The organism is Nocardia sp. No.11 (genome assembly GCF_038752175.1).
GTDB classification, from domain to species: Bacteria; Actinomycetota; Actinomycetes; order Mycobacteriales; family Mycobacteriaceae; genus Nocardia; species Nocardia canadensis.
On the sequence record NZ_JBCGFB010000029.1, the window covers coordinates 19587 to 34305 of the forward strand.

The window sequence follows — 14719 nt, forward strand, 5'->3', positions numbered from 1 at the left end:
AAACGGAGAGTGCCATGGACATCGGTGTCGTCCTGCAGTGCACCCCACCCGCGTCGCGGGTGGTCGAGTTGGCCAGACTGGCCGAGACACACGGGTTCTCGCATGTGTGGACGTTCGACTCGCACCTGCTGTGGCAGGAGCCGTACGTGATCTACAGCCAGATTCTCGCGGCCACCCGCAAGGTGATGGTGGGTCCGATGGTCACCAATCCGGCCACCCGGGACCAGACGGTGACCGCGTCGACCTTCGCCACGCTCAACGAGATGTTCGGCAACCGCACCATCTGCGGCATCGGCCGCGGCGACTCGGCGGTGCGCGCGATCGGCGGCAGGCCGACCTCCCTGGCGGCGCTGCGCGAATCGGTGGAGGTGATCCGGGAGCTCGGCAACGGGCGCAGCGCCCGGATCGGCGACACCGAGGTGCGGTTCCCGTGGGCGGCCGAATCCCGGCTCGACGTGTGGGTGGCCGGGTACGGGCCCAAGGCGCTCGAGCTCACCGGCCAGGTCGCCGACGGGTTCATTCTGCAACTGGCCGACCCCGACATCGTCGCGTGGACCGTCGCCAAGGTGCGTCGTGCCGCCGAGGCCGCCGGCCGTGACCCGCGTTCGGTGCAGATCTGCGTCGCCGCGCCCGCCTACGTCACCGACGGGTCCGCCGCCGCGCTGGCGCACGCCAGGGAGCAGTGCCGCTGGTTCGGTGGAATGGTCGGCAATCATGTGGCCGCCCTCGTCGCGAAATACGGTGCGGACGGCGACATCCCGGCCTCGCTCACCGACTATGTCGCGGGCAGGCACGGCTACGACTACAACGAGCACGGGCGAGCGGGCAATCCGCACGCCGACTTCGTCCCCGACGAGGTCGTCGACCGGTTCTGTCTGCTCGGCCCGCCGGACGAACAGCTCGCCCGCCTCTGGGAACTGGGCAAGCTCGGCGTCGACCAGTTCGCCGTGTACCTGCAACACGATGCGAAGACGGCCACTCTCGAGGCCTACGGCGAGCAGGTGCTGCCTCGCCTGCACCGGCCCGTCACGGCGACCAAGGACGTCGGATGAACGCGGTCGGCATCGCCCTGATCCGGGGCGCGTCTTCGGCCGGGATCGTAGCGGTGGCGCTGTCCTCGGCGCTGACGGCGCAGCGGTACGCGCGCAAGCGGGTGCCGGTGCGGGTGCGGGAGCACCGCGAATGACGATGAGCGCGAACATGATCGATGCCACGGCGGTGCTGCCCGCGGCAGGCCGGGCCACCGCGGTGCGGCGCGCGCGGGTGGCGCGCGTCGCCTACGCGGTCGCCGCGTTCGCTTCGGTCGTCGTGATCTGGGAGCTGGTGAAGCTGCTCGTGCCCGCCGACGGCGTCGGCATCGGTGGTGTTCGGGTGCTGCCGCGCACCGGTGACGGCGCCCTGCCGCATGTGTGGGCGGTGGTGACCGTGCTCGGCGAGACGGACGGCACCGGCACCGTCGGCACGACGCTGGTGCGCACCGCCGGCTTCACCCTGATACTGGCCCTGCTCGCGCTGCTGCTGGGCACGGTGGTCGGGATCGGGCTCGCGGTGGCGATGCAGCGGTTCGGCTGGCTCGAACGCGGCATCCTGCCCTATGTCGTGCTCTCGCAGACCGTTCCGCTGATCGCGCTGGCCCCGTTGGTGGCCGCGTGGGGCGGCAGGCTCGCCATCGGCGGCCAACCGTGGCGGCCGTGGATGAGCATCGTGGTGATCGCCGCCTATCTGGCGTTCTTCCCCGTCGCGATCGGCATGCTGCGCGGCCTGCACGCGCCGTCGGCGGCTTCGGTGGAACTGCTGCGCAGTTGCTCGGCCGGGTGGTGGGCGACCCTGACGCGCTTGCGTTTTCCCGCCGCGGTGCCGTCGCTGATGCCGGCCTTGCGATTGGCCGCCGCCGCGTCCGTGATCGGCGCGGTGGTCGCCGAGATCTCCACCGGCACCACAGGTGGGATCGGCCGCCAGATCATCGTGTTCTCCCAGCAGGCCACCGGCGACGCCGCCCGGCTCTACGCGGCGGTGATCGCCGCGGCCCTGCTCGGGGTGGTGCTGACCGGGCTGGTCGGACTCGTCGAGCTGGCCGTGCGCCGCTACAACCATCCGCCGGGCACCGGCGACACCTCCTCGTAGACCTCGCTTTCCAGGAAGAAGTACCCATGACCACCTCAGCCGGCGCCCCGGCGCCACCGGCGGTCGAGCTCACCCACCTCGGCAAGACCTTCGCCGCCGGTGCCGTGACCGCGCTCACCGATGTCTCGCTCACCGTCGCTCCGGGCGAATTCGTCTCGCTCATCGGCCCTTCCGGCTGCGGCAAGTCCACCTTGTTGCGGATCATCGCCGATCTGGAGACACCGAGCGGCGGCACCGTCACCGTGCACGGCAAGTCCGCCCGGCAGGCCAGGATCGACCAGGACTACGGCATCGCCTTCCAGCAGGCGGGGCTGCTCGACTGGCGCACCGTCGCCGCCAACGTCGAACTGCCGCTGGAACTGCACCGGGTGCCCAAGGCGCAGCGCCGGGCCCGCAGTGCCGAACTGCTGGCGATGGCGGGGCTCACCGAGTTCGCCGATCGCTATCCGGCCGAACTGTCCGGGGGCATGCAGCAGCGGGTCGCGATCGCGCGGGCGCTGGCGCGCACCCCGGCGCTGCTGCTGATGGACGAGCCCTTCGGCGCGCTCGACGAGATGACCAGGGAACGTATGCAGGGCGAACTGCTGCGGATCGCGGGCGAGACCGGGGCCGCGGTGGTGTTCGTGACGCACTCGATTCCCGAAGCGGTGTACCTGTCGGATCGGGTGGTGGTGCTGTCGGCGCGACCCGGCCGGATCAGCGACATCGTGCCCACCGGCGGGTGGGGGCGCGACACCGGTGCCGATGTGCGGTCCTCGGCGGAGTTCTTCGCCGCCGTGGCCGCCGTGCGCGCGGCGCTGCGCGGGGAGCCCGCGGAGCATGCCGTGGCCGGACGGGACCTGCCATGAGGACCTGGCTGCCGCCGATCGTGGTGGGTGTCGTCGTGCTGGTGCTGTGGCAGGTGCTCACCGTGGTGGCGGGGGTGCCGTCGTTCCTGCTGCCCGCACCGAGCGCGATCGCCGAACAGTTCGTCGCCAACGCGGGCCGGATCCTGGACGCCGCGCTGGCGACCGGGGCCAACGCGCTGGTCGGGTTCGTGCTCGGGACCGTGCTCGGCATCGCCGCCGCCGTCCTCGCGGTGCGGTTCCGGATCGTCGACGGTCTGCTCACCCCGCTGGCCGCCGCCGCGGCCGCCGTGCCCATCGTGGCGCTCGCGCCGCTGCTGAACACGATGTACTCGACCACGACGGAGACACCGCGTCGCCTCGTCGTCACCATCGTCGTGTTCTTTCCGGTATTCGTCAGCACCGCGCGCGGGCTGCGCGAGGTGCCGAAGGTGCAGGCCGACCTGATGAGCTCCTACGCCGCGACCGGCTGGCAGCTCACCCGCGCCGTGCGGCTGCCCGCCGCGCTGCCGCACCTGTTCACCGGCCTGCGGATCGCCGCGCCCGGCGCGGTCATCGCGGCCGTCGTCGCCGAGTACTTCGGCGGCCTGCAGAACGGGCTGGGGAGCCGGATCACCTCCGCCGCCGCCAATACCGCCTACCCCAGGGCCTGGGCGTACGTCGTGGGCGCGATGGCGGTCGGGCTGGTGTTCCTGCTCGCCGTTCTGCTGCTCGAACAGCTCACCCGCCGGCCCAGAACACCCCTGCTGTCCACCATCCGATGAGGGAGATCCATCCATGAGCACGACCGCACTCCGGCTGCGCCGTTGTCTGGCGCTGGCCGCGCTCGCCGCCGCCGCGCTGACCGGCTGCAGCACCACCGACACCGCTTCGGAGACCACCGCCGACGGTCTCACCAAGGTGAAACTGCAGTTGCAGTGGTTCAAGCAGGGCCAGTTCGCCGGCTATCTGGCCGCCGTCGACCAGGGGTTCTACCGGGAGCAGGGGCTGTCGGTGGAGATCCTCGACGGCGGCACCGACATCGTCCCGCAGACCGTGCTCGCCCAGGGACAGGCCGACTACGCCGTGGCCTGGGTGCCCAAGGCGCTGGCTTCGCGGGAGGCGGGTGCGGGCATCACCGAGATCGCGCAGGTGTTCCAGCGCTCGGGCACCAAGCAGGTCTCGTTCAAGGCCGACAACATCACCGGACCCGCCGCGCTGCGCGGCAAGACCGTCGGAAACTGGGGCTACGGCAACGAGTTCGAGCTCTTCGCGGGGATGACCAAAGCCGGCATCGACCCGGCCGAGGACGTGAAACTGGTCCAGCAGCAGTTCGACATGAACGCCTTCCTCGCCAAGGACATCGCGGCCGCCCAGGCCATGTCCTACAACGAGTACGCCCAGTTGCTCGAGACGAAGAACCCCGCCACCGGAAAGCTCTACACCGCCGACGACTTCAACGCCATCGACTGGAACGCCGAAGGCGTGGCGATGCTGCAGGACGCGCTGTGGGCCAACACCGAGAAGCTGAAGGATGCGAAGTACCAGGAGCAGACCGTGAAGTTCCTGGTCGCTTCCCTGAAGGGCTGGGCATTCTGCCGGGACAATCTCGACAAGTGCCGTGACATCACCGTCGCGGCGGGCGCGACGCTGGGCGCCGGGCATCAGCAGTGGCAGATCAACGAGGTGAACAAGCTGATCTGGCCCTCGCCCGCCGGGATCGGCACCGTCGACAAGGCGGCCTGGGATCGCACGGTGACCATCGCCAAGGAGACCAAGAACGCCGAGGGCGCGACGGTGCTGACGAAGGACCCCGGCGCCGACGCCTACACCACCGAGTACGTCACCAGGGCTCTCGATCAACTGCGGGCCGCCGGGATCGACGTCACCGGGACGGGATTCCAGCCCGCGCAGGTGACGCCGACCGAGGGCGGCAAGTAGCCGGACGCGCCGACGGCCCGGCGGAGCGGTTGCGCCGGGCCGTCGCCGTGCGCGCGGTCAGCGCGGAGTGAGTTCGACGACCACGCCGCCCTGCTGCCAGGTCTGGTAGATGTCGGCCTGGGACGGCTCGCCGTCGGCGGTGAAGCCGATGCCGTTGAACTTGGCGTTCTGCTTGTTGTCGCGGGCGATGATCGTGTACAGCTCCAGCACGCCCTGCTCGTCGGAATGCACCGTGGCGGTGAAGGATTCGGGAGCCCGGCCACGGGACAGGCGCACCTCGGCGCCGCCGAGCAGGTTCTTCACCCACGGGCGCAGCGCGGTGCCGATCAGCAGGGTGCCGTCGTGGACGGTGTAGGCGACCGGGACCTCGTAGACCTTGCCGGACTTGCGGCCGGTGACCTGCAAGGTGGCCAGCCGCTTGCCCACGATGCCGGACAGCACTGGCACCTTCAGCAGGGCGCGGACGATCGTGTTGACCCGGCCCTGGGAGGGGCGGATCGGTTCGGGACCGGTGGTTGTCGGTGTGCCGTAGGGGTTTTCGGAGGGCGCGGTATCGGTCATGGCTCCAGTATCGGCCGGTGCGCCCGCACCCGCAGTCCGCGTCCGCACCCGCCTACTACGCTGCGGGGATGACCGAGATCTGGCACAACCCCCGCTGCACGAAGAGTCGCAACGCCACCGCGCACCTGGACGCCGCCGGAGTCGAGTACACGGTGCGGCGCTACCTCGAGGATCCGCCGACGGTCGCCGAACTGCGCGCGGTGCTGGCCCGGCTCGGCGCGCAGCCGTGGGACATCACGCGCACCGGCGAGCAGATCGCCAAGGACCTCGGCATGGCGGACTGGGGACGCACCGACGCCGATGTCGACCGGTGGCTGACCGCACTCGCCGAGCACCCCAAGCTGATCCAGCGACCCATCGTGCTCACCGCCGACGGCGGCGCGGTGGTGGCCCGCGACGAGGAATCGCTGCGCTCCCTCGACTGATCCGGCGATAGCCAACGGATAACTATTCGGGCACGGCCGTAACGGTGAACGCGATTTGCCTGATGTAGCTCACATCATCGGGACACGGTGTCCCGAGGCGGATATCGAACCGAACGTGGATCGCCGGCGGGTTCGACAGCGGGAACTCCACGCGGTGGGAGGTTGTCATGAAATCGCTTCGCAAGATCGCTGTAGGAGCCACGGCCGCCGGTCTGATCGGTGCCTCGACCCTGCTCGCCGGACCCGTCCAGGCGCAACCGCCGGGGCACTGTTCGGTGAACCCCATCGCCGGCACCGGCGCCTTCTCCCAGTGCGGCGACCCGGTCTGGCACCAGGTGCGGGTCACCTGCTGGGCGTGGTGGAACTGGTTCAGCAGCTACGAACGGTACGGGCAGCCCGCCTTCGGCGGCTTCCACTCCGAAACTGCTTGTGACCTGCCGTTCAGCATGCAGACTTGGCAGGTGGTCGTCTACTGAGTCAGCAGGTCGCCGAGCAGCAGCCTGGTGTCGGGGACGAAGGGCCACGCCGGATCGTCCAGGTGCGCACGGTGTTCGGCGTCGGTCCACCACCAGCCGTCCGCGATCTCGGACGGCTGGTGGCGGACCGGACCGTCGTAGCGGACCTCGTAGCCGAACAGATGGCAGCGCAGCGGTCTGCCCGCCCAGCTGCCGTCCCAGGACGCGGTGGCGCGCACAGGGAGTGCGGTGCCGGTGGCGATGCCGAGTTCCTCGTGGAGTTCGCGTCGTGCGGTGTCGGCCGGATCCTCGCCCGCGTCGACCACGCCACCGGCCAGACAGTCGTGCAGGCCGGCGAAGACGAGTTTGCTGTCGGTGCGCCGATGGACGTAGATCCGGCGGCCGTCGCCGGAGCGCACCAGCACGCCCGCGCTGGCGTGCCAGAGGCCCTCGCGATAGACGGTGCCCCGCTCGGCCGCGCCGATCACCGCACCGGCGGCGTCGTACACGGCGAGCAGTTCCGACTCCGGGTTCACAGCCACGGCCCGAGAGTAACCCGTCTCAGCGGCGCTGCCGCCTCGGCTTCACCCCCGGTCGCGGCGCCGCCGCCCGGGCCCGCGCGGCCGACCGAGCCGCCACGGCGGCGGCCTCGGCGTCGAGCGTGCGGCGGAAAAGATACTGCTGCCCGCAGGTCCACGCCGCGTTCGTGGCGAAGTAGGTGAGCACGGCGACGGGCAGGATCGCCCCGCTCANGCGGCGGAAAAGATACTGCTGCCCGCAGGTCCACGCCGCGTTCGTGGCGAAGTAGGTGAGCACGGCGACGGGCAGGATCGCCCCGCTCACCAGCGCGCCCGCCGGGAACACCCACAGCGACAGCCGGCGCAGGATCGCGGCCGTCCCGTCCTGGGCGGGCGGCGTCAGCCGAGCCGTCAGGTGGGTGGCGAGCGCGGTGATCAGCACCAGCGGAATCGCGAGCGCGGCGACCGCGCCGATCAGTTCGCCCGCCCCGGTCAGCGTCGCCGACAGAGGCGCGCCGAACAGCCTCGCGTCCAGGAAGGCGTGGACGTCGGGGACGCCGAACAGGTAGTTCGGGGTCGCGCGATTGACCGCGGGCGAGAGCGGGGAGTCGGTCGAGGCGAACGGGCCGACCGCGGCGGCGCCGGTCCGGTCGAACGAGCGCAGGACATGGAACAGGCCGAGGAACACCAGGGCCTGGGCGATCATCGGAACGAACCCGCCGAACAGGCGGACACCGTGCTCGCGGTGCAGCGCCCGGATCTTCTCGGCCTGGGCGCGCTGGTCGTCGGGGTGCTGGGCGCGAATCTTGTCGAGCTGCGGTTGCAGGGCCCGCAGCGTGGCCTGGGACCGGGCCTGCCGCAGCGCCGGGACGATCAGCAGGGCGCGAACGGTGACGACGAGGGCGACCACGGCCAGTAGCCAGGCGAGGCCGTCGGCGGGTCCGAGGGGGAGGGCGAGGAGGCGGTGCCAGCACCAGAGCGCGGCGGACACCGGAAAGTACACGACATCGAGCATGACGGAACGACCTGTCCGGACAGCGTGCGCGTGAGCGCACGAAAGGGGGAGTGGGATCACGGCGGCCGACCGGAGGCGCGTACGGCGCTACCGGTCAGTGGTGATCGATCCCCGGTGCTCGCGGGCGTGGACGACCCGCGGCGTCCGGATTGCTCTGTCGCAGAAAGGAACCGCGCAGGCGGCGCTGGGCCGAGCGCGGCGGCCCGGCGGCCGCGACCCGGATCGGCAGCTGCCGGTGGGTGGTGATCGCGACCAGCGCGCACACCATGGCCGCGGCGACCGCGCCGACGGCGAGCATGCGGGCGGCGTCGCCGCCCGGTGTCGTCAGGAGCACGAAGGCGGGCAGCACGCACGCGAGCACCGCGTACGCCAACAGCACTGCCCGGGACCACATGCCGCCGAGCATACCGATCGGCTACCCGTGGTTGGTGGAACGCTGTGTCACGGTCATCGCTGGTCCGGGTATCGTTGGCACTGTGACTGCACCCTCCGCTCAGGACGCGCAGCCCGTCGGTGACGGGCGCGCCACTCGTTGGCACGGCCACAAGGCCCGCCGCCGCGCGGAGATGATCGATGCCGCCATCGAGGTGATCGACGAGCACGGGCTCGAGATCTCGGTGCAGCTGATCGCCGAGCATCTGGGCCTGCCCCGCCCGGTGGTGTACCGCCACGTCGGCGGCCGCGCCGAACTCGACGCGCTCGCCCGCCAGCGCATCCTGGAGCTGCTGCTCGCGGAGCTGCTGCCCGCGCTGGAGCCGGACGGGACGCTCAAGGACGCGGTGCGCGGCGCCATCGGCACCTACCTCGGCTGGATCGAACGCCACCCCAACCTGCACCGCTTCCTCGGTGACGCCGCGCCCGACGGCGCCGGCGCCGCCACCCTGGCCGGTGCCGGGCGCGAGGTGGGCGGGCAGCTGGCCGACATGTTCGCCGCCACCCTGGCCCGCTTCGGGATCGACCCGGCCCGCGCTCGGCCGATGGCCTTCGGCATGGTCGGCCTCGTCGACGGCGTGGTGGCCAGCTGGCGCGCCGATCCGGAACCGGTGCTCTCGACCGAACAGGTGCAGGGCATCCTGACCGAATCGGTGCTGTCGCTGTTCGAGGGCAACGCCCGCAGTCTCGGCGTTCCGCTGCAACGGGATTCGCTGGTGGCCGACCTGCTGGTCGCCCCCGATGCCGCCCCGCCACCGGCGGAGCGGCTGCGCTGACTCACTCCGCCGGCGTGAGCAGCCGATAGGTGCGGTGCCACAGCCATTCGACCGGGCCGCGCTCGAACCGGCGCAACCAGAGGTGGGCGAAGGCCGTGATCAGGACGACCACCAGCAGGTAGATCCCGATCGTGAACGGCACCCGCGCCGACGCCGAGACTCGCGCCGCGAGCCCGAAACCCCAGCCGTAGCAGAGTATTCCGGCGATCAGGTTCTGCAGGATGTAGCAGCTGAGCGCGGTGCGGCCGACCTCGCCGAGCCGGGCGCCCACATAACCGACCCGCGAGCGGCGCAGGTAGAACTCCGCGACCGCGGCGAGGATGCCCAGTGCCACGAACGGCGCGGTGCCGTAGCGGGTGAGCAGCACCAGGTCGCCGCCGCCGAAGACGCCGACCGTGAAGTCCAGCGGCGCCGCGACGCCGAAGCCGAGCACCAGCAGCCATCGGCGGATCCGCGCCCCGGCGGGCTGGAAGACCCCGGCGCGATACAGCCGGGCGCCGAGCAGGAACAGCGCCACCGACATCGGGAAGACGAAAATCGCCTCCACCCGGAAGGTCCCGGCATGGTCGAGCCGGAACAGCACCAGATCCCAGAAAGAGCCGTCCGCGTAGGGATTCGGCTCCAGCGGCTCGGGGGCCGACGGTTCCGTGGCGGGCGCGAAGGCCAGGGCGGCCGCGATCGCGGTCAGCATCGTCACGTGGACCGAGGCCGCGACGATGAGCCAGCGGCGTCGGGCCCGTTCGCTGGTCGCCAGGAGATACGCGACGACGAGGCCGGTGACCGCGTAGCCCATCAGCACGTCGAACTCGGCGACGAACAGGAAGTTCACCAGGCCGTCCAGGAACAGCAGCCCCGCCCGCACGGGATAGCGGCCCGGCCAGCGGCGCCCGCCCCGCCGGGCCGAGTCCTGCTGGATCGCCAGCCCGATCCCGAACATCACCGTCAGCAGCCCGAGGAACTTGCCCTGGGCCAGCTGCTGGAGCACCCGCTCGGTCCACATCCAGCCGTCCGTGGCCGTGTCGCCCAGACTGCCGATGTAGCCGATCAGCCCGGCCGGGTCGGTGAAGATCCAGATATTGGTGCCGAGGGTGCCCAGGATCGCGATGCCCCGCAGGACATCGAGCGCGAGCAACCTGGTCGGCCGGTCGGTCACCTCGGGGGTGAGCTGGTGCACGGATTCGCTCATGGCATCGAGTATCTCGGCGCGATCCGGCCGCCGGATCGCCCGCGAGGACCACTTCGGGTCCGCCGAGCGGGGGACCCGGCGGAGGTGCCTCGGTCGCGCTGTGCCAGCGCCTCTTCCACCGCGGTGACGGCCTTCGGCAGTTCGATGTGGCCGTCGGGGCGCGCGCCGAGCTGAACGCCGCCGCGAACAGCCTGCTCTCGTACCGCATGCGCATGCGCGCCACCTCGACACTGCCGATGCTGTGGCCGATAAGCACGGTGTCGGACGCGGTCACCGCCGCGAAGGTGGCGCGCCACGGTGTGGGCCGCGAGGACGAAGTCGTCGCGGAGGTGACATGGGTAACACCGGGGGTTCGCGGACCGGGGGCCGGGTGCGCGGCGAGGGTCTGCGGGCCGACGCCGAGATCCTGGAGGAGTGCGGCTACGGCCGGTCGACGATCGAGGCATGGCCACCTGCGCGGGCGTCGCCGAGAGCGCCATCGCCCGAGGGTGGCGCTCCCTGGCCGAGCCGATGAGGGAGGCCCACGCCGAGGCCGTCGCCCGCCGGATGCCCGAACCCGACACCCGGCGCGGTCGAAGACGACCTCGTCGCGTTCGTCACCGAGCTCAGTCGCGTCACCGAATTCCCTGGTCGCGCAGCGGCTTTGCGCGGCACGACGGCCGAGGCGCAGCTCGATCCGGATGTCGCGAGGCGCGTCGGCACCGGGTCGGCACCCGCCGGGCGGTGGTCGTGGTGATCCTCGCGCACGGGATCGACCGGGGTGAGCCGGCCGCGGACATCGACCCGTATCGGGCGACCGACCAGCCGTTCGGGCTCGTCGGGTACCGGCCGCAGGTGGAACATCGTGCACCGCGCCCGGGTCAGGCCGCGGGTGCCCTCGCCCGGCCGCTGACCGGCCTGCGCGCACCCGGGTGAGCTGGGGCGCCGCGGGCCGCTGGGCCGAGATGCCGGTGCGGGTCGGACGCGTCGCCTAGGCTCGACAGCATGCAGCGCATCATCGGAATCGAGGTCGAGTACGGCATCTCGACCCCCACGGAGCCGACGGCCAACCCGATCCTCACCTCCACCCAGGCCGTTCTCGCCTACGCCGCCGCCGAGGGCGTACCGCGGGCCAAGCGCACGCGCTGGGACTACGAGGTGGAATCCCCGCTGCGTGACGCGCGTGGTTTCGACCTGAGCCGGATGAGCGGCCCCGCTCCCGTGATCGACGCCGACGAGGTCGGCGCGGCCAACATGATCCTCACCAACGGCGCCCGGCTCTACGTCGACCACGCGCACCCGGAGTACTCCGCACCCGAGGTGGTCGACCCGCTCGACGCGGTGATCTGGGACAAGGCGGGCGAGCGGGTGATGGAGGCCGCCGCCCGGCACGCCTCCAGCGTCCCCGGTGCCCCGCGCCTGCAGCTGTACAAGAACAACGTCGACGGCAAGGGCGCCTCCTACGGCACCCACGAGAACTACCTGATGAACCGCGACACCCCATTCAGCCACATCATCGCGGGGCTGACGCCGTTCTTCGTCTCCCGCCAGGTGATCTGCGGGTCCGGCCGGGTCGGCATCGGCCAGTCCGGCGACCACGCGGGCTTCCAGCTGTCCCAGCGCGCGGACTACATCGAGGTCGAGGTCGGGCTGGAGACCACGCTCAAGCGCGGCATCATCAACACCCGCGACGAGCCGCACGCCGACGCCGACAAGTACCGGCGCCTGCACGTGATCATCGGCGACGCCAACCTGGCCGAGATGTCGACCTACCTCAAGGTCGGCACCACCGCGCTGGTGCTCGATCTGATCGAGGCGGGCGAGGACCTCTCGGAGTTCCAGCTGGCCCGGCCGGTGACCGCCGTGCACCAGATCAGCCACGACCCGACGCTGCGCGCCACCGTGGCGCTGGCCGACGGCCGCGAGCTGACCGGCCTTGCGCTGCAACGGCTCTACCACGAGCGCGTCGCCAAGTTCGTGCACCGCGAGGGCAACGACGACCCCCGGGTGCTCGACATCATCGACAACTGGGCGATGGTGCTCGACCTGCTGGAGCGCGACCCGATGGAATGCGCCAACCTGCTCGACTGGCCCGCCAAGCTGCGCCTGCTCGAGGGCATGCGCAGCCGGGAGGGCCTCGGCTGGGCCGCCCCCAAGCTGCACCTGATGGACCTGCAGTACTCCGATGTGCGCCTGGACAAGGGTCTCTACAACCGGTTGGTGGCGCGCGGCTCGATGAAGCGCCTCGTCAGCGAGCAGCAGGTGCTCGACGCGATGACCAAGCCGCCGACCGACACCCGCGCGTACTTCCGCGGCGAGTGCCTACGCCGATTCGGCGCCGATATCGCCGCCGCCAGTTGGGATTCGGTGATCTTCGACCTGGGTGGTGATTCACTGGTGCGGATCCCGACCCTGGAGCCGCGGCGCGGCACGAAAGCGCACGTCGGGAAGCTGCTCGACGCCGCCCAGACGGCCGCGGAGCTGGTCGACCAGCTCACCCACTGAGGCGTTTTCCGGCACGACAGAGCGACAATCCGATCGCTAATAGACCACCTTGTCCGATCGGCTCGGTAGGGTTGTGGGACGAGCACGAACATCGCTCATGATCGCCGGCCGTGCTCATCCGAAAGGTCGCGGTCATGATGAGGAAAGAGGAGGTCGGCTGCCATGGCACAAGAGCAGACCAAGCGCGCCGGGGGTGGCGACGAGGACGAGGGTCCCGAGGGTGTAGACGCGGCGGGTCAGGAGCGCCGCGAGAAGCTCGCGGAGGAAACCGACGACCTGCTCGACGAGATCGATGACGTGCTCGAGGAGAACGCCGAGGACTTCGTGCGGGCGTATGTGCAGAAGGGCGGCCAGTGACCTCAGGTGACCCGTTGCGCCTCCACGCGGGGCAGGCTCTCTCCTCGTTCACCGAACATCTCCGCATGCACGCACCGGACCTGTTGCCCGGCAACAGGTTCGGTGCCTCGGATCTGACCGCGGCCAAGGATCTGGCGCCGCACGGCACCACCATTGTCGCGGTCACCTACCGGGGTGGCGTGCTCATCGCGGGCGACCGCAGGGCCACCATGGGCAACCTGCTGGCCAGCCGCGACACCGAGAAGGTCTATATCACCGACACCTTCTCGGCGGCCGGTATCGCGGGCACCGCGGGCATCGCGATCGAGATGATCCGGCTGTTCGCGGTGGAGCTCGAGTACTACGAGAAGATCGAAGGCGTGCCGCTGACCTTCGACGGTAAAGCCAACAAGCTGTCGAAGATGGTCCGCGACAACCTGCCCGCCGCCATGCAGGGGCTGGCTGTCGTGCCGATCCTGGTCGGGTTCGACGACCAGATCACCGACCAGGACCGTTCGGGTCGCATCGTGTCCTACGACGTGGTCGGCGGACGCAGCGAGGAGCGGTTCGGCTACACCGCTGTCGGCTCCGGTTCGATGTTCGCGAAGTCCTCGCTGAAGAAGCTCTACCAGCGTGGCATCGATCAGGACCGGGCGCTGCGGGTCGCGGTGGAATCGCTGTTCGACGCCGCCGACGACGACACCGCCACCGGTGGTCCGGACATGCTGCGCGGGATCTACCCGACAGCGGTGGTGATCGACGCCGAGGGCGCGGCCGAGGTGGCCGAGGACCGCTTGGCCGAGATCGCCCGCGGTGTGATCGCCGACCGGGAAGCCGCGGAAGAAGGGGGCGCCGTCCTATGACGCTGCCGTATTACGCCTCGGCCGAGCAGATCATGCGCGACAAGACCGAGCTCGCCCGCAAGGGCATCGGTCGTGGCCGCAGCGTGGTGGTGCTCGTGTACGACAAGGGCGTGCTGTTCGTCGCCGAGAACCCCTCGGCGACGTTGCACAAGGTCAGCGAACTCTACGACCGCATCGGCTTCGCCGCGGTCGGCAAGTACAACGAGTTCGAGGCCCTGCGCCGCGGTGGCATCCTGCAGGCCGACCTCAAGGGCTATCAGTACGACCGGCGCGATGTCACCGGCCGTGGCCTGGCCAACCTCTACGCGCAGAGCCTGGGCTCGATCTTCACCGATCAGCTCAAGCCCTACGAGGTGGAGCTGTGCGTCGCCGAGGTCGGGTATCCGGAGCAGTCGCCGACCTCGGTGCTGTACCGGATCACCTTCGACGGGTCGATCGTCGACGAACGCGAGTACGTCGTCATGGGCGGCACCACCGAGCCCATCCTGACCGCGCTCAAGGCCGCCTACAAGCCCGGTCTGTCCCTGGACGACGCGCTGAAGGTGGCCATCGGGGCGCTGCAGGCGGGTCAGCCCGAGGCCGACAAGGACAAGCGCGCCCTCGGTGAGTCCTCGCTCGAGGTGGCCACCCTCGAGCAGTCCCGGCCGCGCCGGGCGTTCCGCCGGCTGCAGGGTCCCGCCCTGCAGAAGGCGCTCGGTACGCCGAAGGCGACAGCCGTGACCGAGGCGAAGCTGCCCGAGCCCGAGGACGGCGCGGGGGAGTAGACCCCGCCGTCACGA

19 protein-coding genes are annotated in these 14719 nt (G+C 70.7%); 14 read left to right on the forward strand and 5 right to left on the reverse strand.

From position 1 onward, the window contains the following. The first annotated feature begins 14 nt into the window (after positions 1-14). Genes V8688_RS11920 through V8688_RS11945 form a run of 6 tightly spaced genes read left to right on the forward strand, consistent with a single transcriptional unit; the run spans position 15 to position 4889 of the window. On the forward strand, positions 15-1052 hold the full coding sequence (locus V8688_RS11920) for a TIGR03842 family LLM class F420-dependent oxidoreductase (protein WP_218718331.1): 1038 nt from the start codon (positions 15-17) through the stop codon (positions 1050-1052). After that, positions 1049-1186 carry a hypothetical protein gene (locus V8688_RS11925; protein ID WP_218718330.1) on the forward strand — a complete coding sequence of 46 codons (138 nt, stop codon included), beginning with the start codon at positions 1049-1051 and terminating at the stop codon, positions 1184-1186. The genes V8688_RS11920 and V8688_RS11925 overlap by 4 nt, the downstream gene beginning before the upstream one ends. Before the next feature lie 14 nt (positions 1187-1200). Continuing rightward, the gene (locus V8688_RS11930; RefSeq protein WP_342800803.1) at positions 1201-2124 is read left to right on the forward strand and encodes an ABC transporter permease subunit; all 924 of its coding nucleotides are present in this window, start codon (positions 1201-1203) and stop codon (positions 2122-2124) included. Between the two features lie 26 nt (positions 2125-2150). After that, positions 2151-2972, forward strand: coding sequence for an ABC transporter ATP-binding protein (locus V8688_RS11935; RefSeq protein WP_316575172.1), 822 nt, complete (start codon positions 2151-2153; stop codon positions 2970-2972). Next, on the forward strand, positions 2969-3733 hold the full coding sequence (locus tag V8688_RS11940) for an ABC transporter permease subunit (RefSeq protein ID WP_218718328.1): 765 nt from the start codon (positions 2969-2971) through the stop codon (positions 3731-3733). Before V8688_RS11935 ends, V8688_RS11940 begins: the two co-directional genes overlap by 4 nt. A 13-nt stretch (positions 3734-3746) precedes the next feature. Then, positions 3747-4889 carry an ABC transporter substrate-binding protein gene (locus V8688_RS11945; RefSeq protein ID WP_342800804.1) on the forward strand — a complete coding sequence of 381 codons (1143 nt, stop codon included), beginning with the start codon at positions 3747-3749 and terminating at the stop codon, positions 4887-4889. Between the two features lie 57 nt (positions 4890-4946). Here the strand turns inward: V8688_RS11945 and V8688_RS11950 are convergent, their stop codons facing one another. Continuing rightward, positions 4947-5450: a nitroreductase/quinone reductase family protein gene (locus V8688_RS11950; RefSeq protein WP_342800805.1), complete on the reverse strand. Its 504-nt coding sequence runs from the start codon at positions 5448-5450 to the stop codon at positions 4947-4949. Positions 5451-5518: 68 nt separating this feature from the next. On the opposite strand from V8688_RS11950, the gene V8688_RS11955 reads away from it, so the two are divergent. Together V8688_RS11955 and V8688_RS11960 are read left to right on the forward strand one after the other, a co-directional pair. Next, on the forward strand, positions 5519-5875 hold the full coding sequence (locus tag V8688_RS11955) for an arsenate reductase family protein (protein ID WP_218718325.1): 357 nt from the start codon (positions 5519-5521) through the stop codon (positions 5873-5875). 167 nt (positions 5876-6042) lie between these two features. Next, positions 6043-6351: a hypothetical protein gene (locus V8688_RS11960; RefSeq protein WP_218718324.1), complete on the forward strand. Its 309-nt coding sequence runs from the start codon at positions 6043-6045 to the stop codon at positions 6349-6351. Here the strand turns inward: V8688_RS11960 and V8688_RS11965 are convergent. The 3 genes from V8688_RS11965 to V8688_RS11975 form a co-directional block, all read right to left on the reverse strand. Then, the gene (locus V8688_RS11965) at positions 6345-6872 is read right to left on the reverse strand and encodes an NUDIX domain-containing protein (protein ID WP_342800806.1); all 528 of its coding nucleotides are present in this window, start codon (positions 6870-6872) and stop codon (positions 6345-6347) included. The two genes, V8688_RS11960 and V8688_RS11965, sit on opposite strands and share 7 nt — an antisense overlap. Positions 6873-6891: 19 nt before the next feature. Further along, positions 6892-7863, reverse strand: a complete 972-nt coding sequence (gene yidC / locus V8688_RS11970) for a membrane protein insertase YidC (protein WP_342800807.1) — start codon at positions 7861-7863, stop codon at positions 6892-6894. 94 nt (positions 7864-7957) lie between these two features. After that, positions 7958-8257 carry a DUF6412 domain-containing protein gene (locus tag V8688_RS11975; protein ID WP_316575167.1) on the reverse strand — a complete coding sequence of 100 codons (300 nt, stop codon included), beginning with the start codon at positions 8255-8257 and terminating at the stop codon, positions 7958-7960. Between the two features lie 82 nt (positions 8258-8339). Between V8688_RS11975 and V8688_RS11980 the strand changes: the two genes are divergently transcribed. Further along, entirely contained in the window at positions 8340-9071 is a 732-nt protein-coding gene (locus V8688_RS11980) for a TetR/AcrR family transcriptional regulator (protein WP_308248468.1), read from the forward strand. Between the two features lies 1 nt (position 9072). On the opposite strand, the gene V8688_RS11985 is transcribed toward V8688_RS11980, so the two are convergent. Next, complete coding sequence (locus V8688_RS11985) at positions 9073-10257, reverse strand: DUF418 domain-containing protein (protein WP_342800808.1); 1185 nt, start codon at positions 10255-10257, stop codon at positions 9073-9075. 546 nt (positions 10258-10803) lie between these two features. Between V8688_RS11985 and V8688_RS11990 the strand changes: the two genes are divergently transcribed. The 5 genes from V8688_RS11990 (at position 10804) to prcA (ending at position 14704) form a co-directional block, all read left to right on the forward strand. Further along, positions 10804-11172, forward strand: coding sequence for a hypothetical protein (locus V8688_RS11990; RefSeq protein WP_342800818.1), 369 nt, complete (start codon positions 10804-10806; stop codon positions 11170-11172). A 69-nt stretch (positions 11173-11241) separates the two neighbouring features. Beyond that, complete coding sequence (gene dop / locus V8688_RS11995; RefSeq protein WP_218718318.1) at positions 11242-12741, forward strand: depupylase/deamidase Dop; 1500 nt, start codon at positions 11242-11244, stop codon at positions 12739-12741. 162 nt (positions 12742-12903) lie between these two features. Beyond that, positions 12904-13098, forward strand: a complete 195-nt coding sequence (locus tag V8688_RS12000; RefSeq protein ID WP_019047503.1) for a ubiquitin-like protein Pup — start codon at positions 12904-12906, stop codon at positions 13096-13098. A gap of 65 nt (positions 13099-13163) precedes the next feature. Next, positions 13164-13940, forward strand: a complete 777-nt coding sequence (gene prcB / locus V8688_RS12005) for a proteasome subunit beta (RefSeq protein ID WP_255587681.1) — start codon at positions 13164-13166, stop codon at positions 13938-13940. After that, complete coding sequence (gene prcA / locus V8688_RS12010; RefSeq protein ID WP_218718316.1) at positions 13937-14704, forward strand: proteasome subunit alpha; 768 nt, start codon at positions 13937-13939, stop codon at positions 14702-14704. The genes prcB and prcA overlap by 4 nt, the downstream gene beginning before the upstream one ends. The last annotated feature ends 15 nt before the right edge of the window (positions 14705-14719 follow it).

Excerpts from the sequence above, each read along its gene's own strand:
- V8688_RS11920 (WP_218718331.1), top strand. The coding sequence starts at position 15 with ATGGACATCGGTGTCGTCCTGCAGTGCACCCCACCCGCGTCGCGGGTG.
- V8688_RS11925 (WP_218718330.1), top strand. The coding sequence starts at position 1,049 with ATGAACGCGGTCGGCATCGCCCTGATCCGGGGCGCGTCTTCGGCCGGG.
- V8688_RS11930 (WP_342800803.1), top strand. The coding sequence starts at position 1,201 with ATGATCGATGCCACGGCGGTGCTGCCCGCGGCAGGCCGGGCCACCGCG.
- V8688_RS11935 (WP_316575172.1), top strand. The coding sequence starts at position 2,151 with ATGACCACCTCAGCCGGCGCCCCGGCGCCACCGGCGGTCGAGCTCACC.
- V8688_RS11940 (WP_218718328.1), top strand. The coding sequence starts at position 2,969 with ATGAGGACCTGGCTGCCGCCGATCGTGGTGGGTGTCGTCGTGCTGGTG.
- V8688_RS11945 (WP_342800804.1), top strand. The coding sequence starts at position 3,747 with ATGAGCACGACCGCACTCCGGCTGCGCCGTTGTCTGGCGCTGGCCGCG.
- V8688_RS11950 (WP_342800805.1), bottom strand. The coding sequence starts at position 5,450 with ATGACCGATACCGCGCCCTCCGAAAACCCCTACGGCACACCGACAACC.
- V8688_RS11955 (WP_218718325.1), top strand. The coding sequence starts at position 5,519 with ATGACCGAGATCTGGCACAACCCCCGCTGCACGAAGAGTCGCAACGCC.
- V8688_RS11960 (WP_218718324.1), top strand. The coding sequence starts at position 6,043 with ATGAAATCGCTTCGCAAGATCGCTGTAGGAGCCACGGCCGCCGGTCTG.
- V8688_RS11975 (WP_316575167.1), bottom strand. The coding sequence starts at position 8,257 with ATGTGGTCCCGGGCAGTGCTGTTGGCGTACGCGGTGCTCGCGTGCGTG.
- V8688_RS11985 (WP_342800808.1), bottom strand. The coding sequence starts at position 10,257 with ATGAGCGAATCCGTGCACCAGCTCACCCCCGAGGTGACCGACCGGCCG.
- V8688_RS11990 (WP_342800818.1), top strand. The coding sequence starts at position 10,804 with ATGCCCGAACCCGACACCCGGCGCGGTCGAAGACGACCTCGTCGCGTT.
- dop (WP_218718318.1), top strand. The coding sequence starts at position 11,242 with ATGCAGCGCATCATCGGAATCGAGGTCGAGTACGGCATCTCGACCCCC.
- V8688_RS12000 (WP_019047503.1), top strand. The coding sequence starts at position 12,904 with ATGGCACAAGAGCAGACCAAGCGCGCCGGGGGTGGCGACGAGGACGAG.
- prcB (WP_255587681.1), top strand. The coding sequence starts at position 13,164 with ATGCACGCACCGGACCTGTTGCCCGGCAACAGGTTCGGTGCCTCGGAT.
- prcA (WP_218718316.1), top strand. The coding sequence starts at position 13,937 with ATGACGCTGCCGTATTACGCCTCGGCCGAGCAGATCATGCGCGACAAG.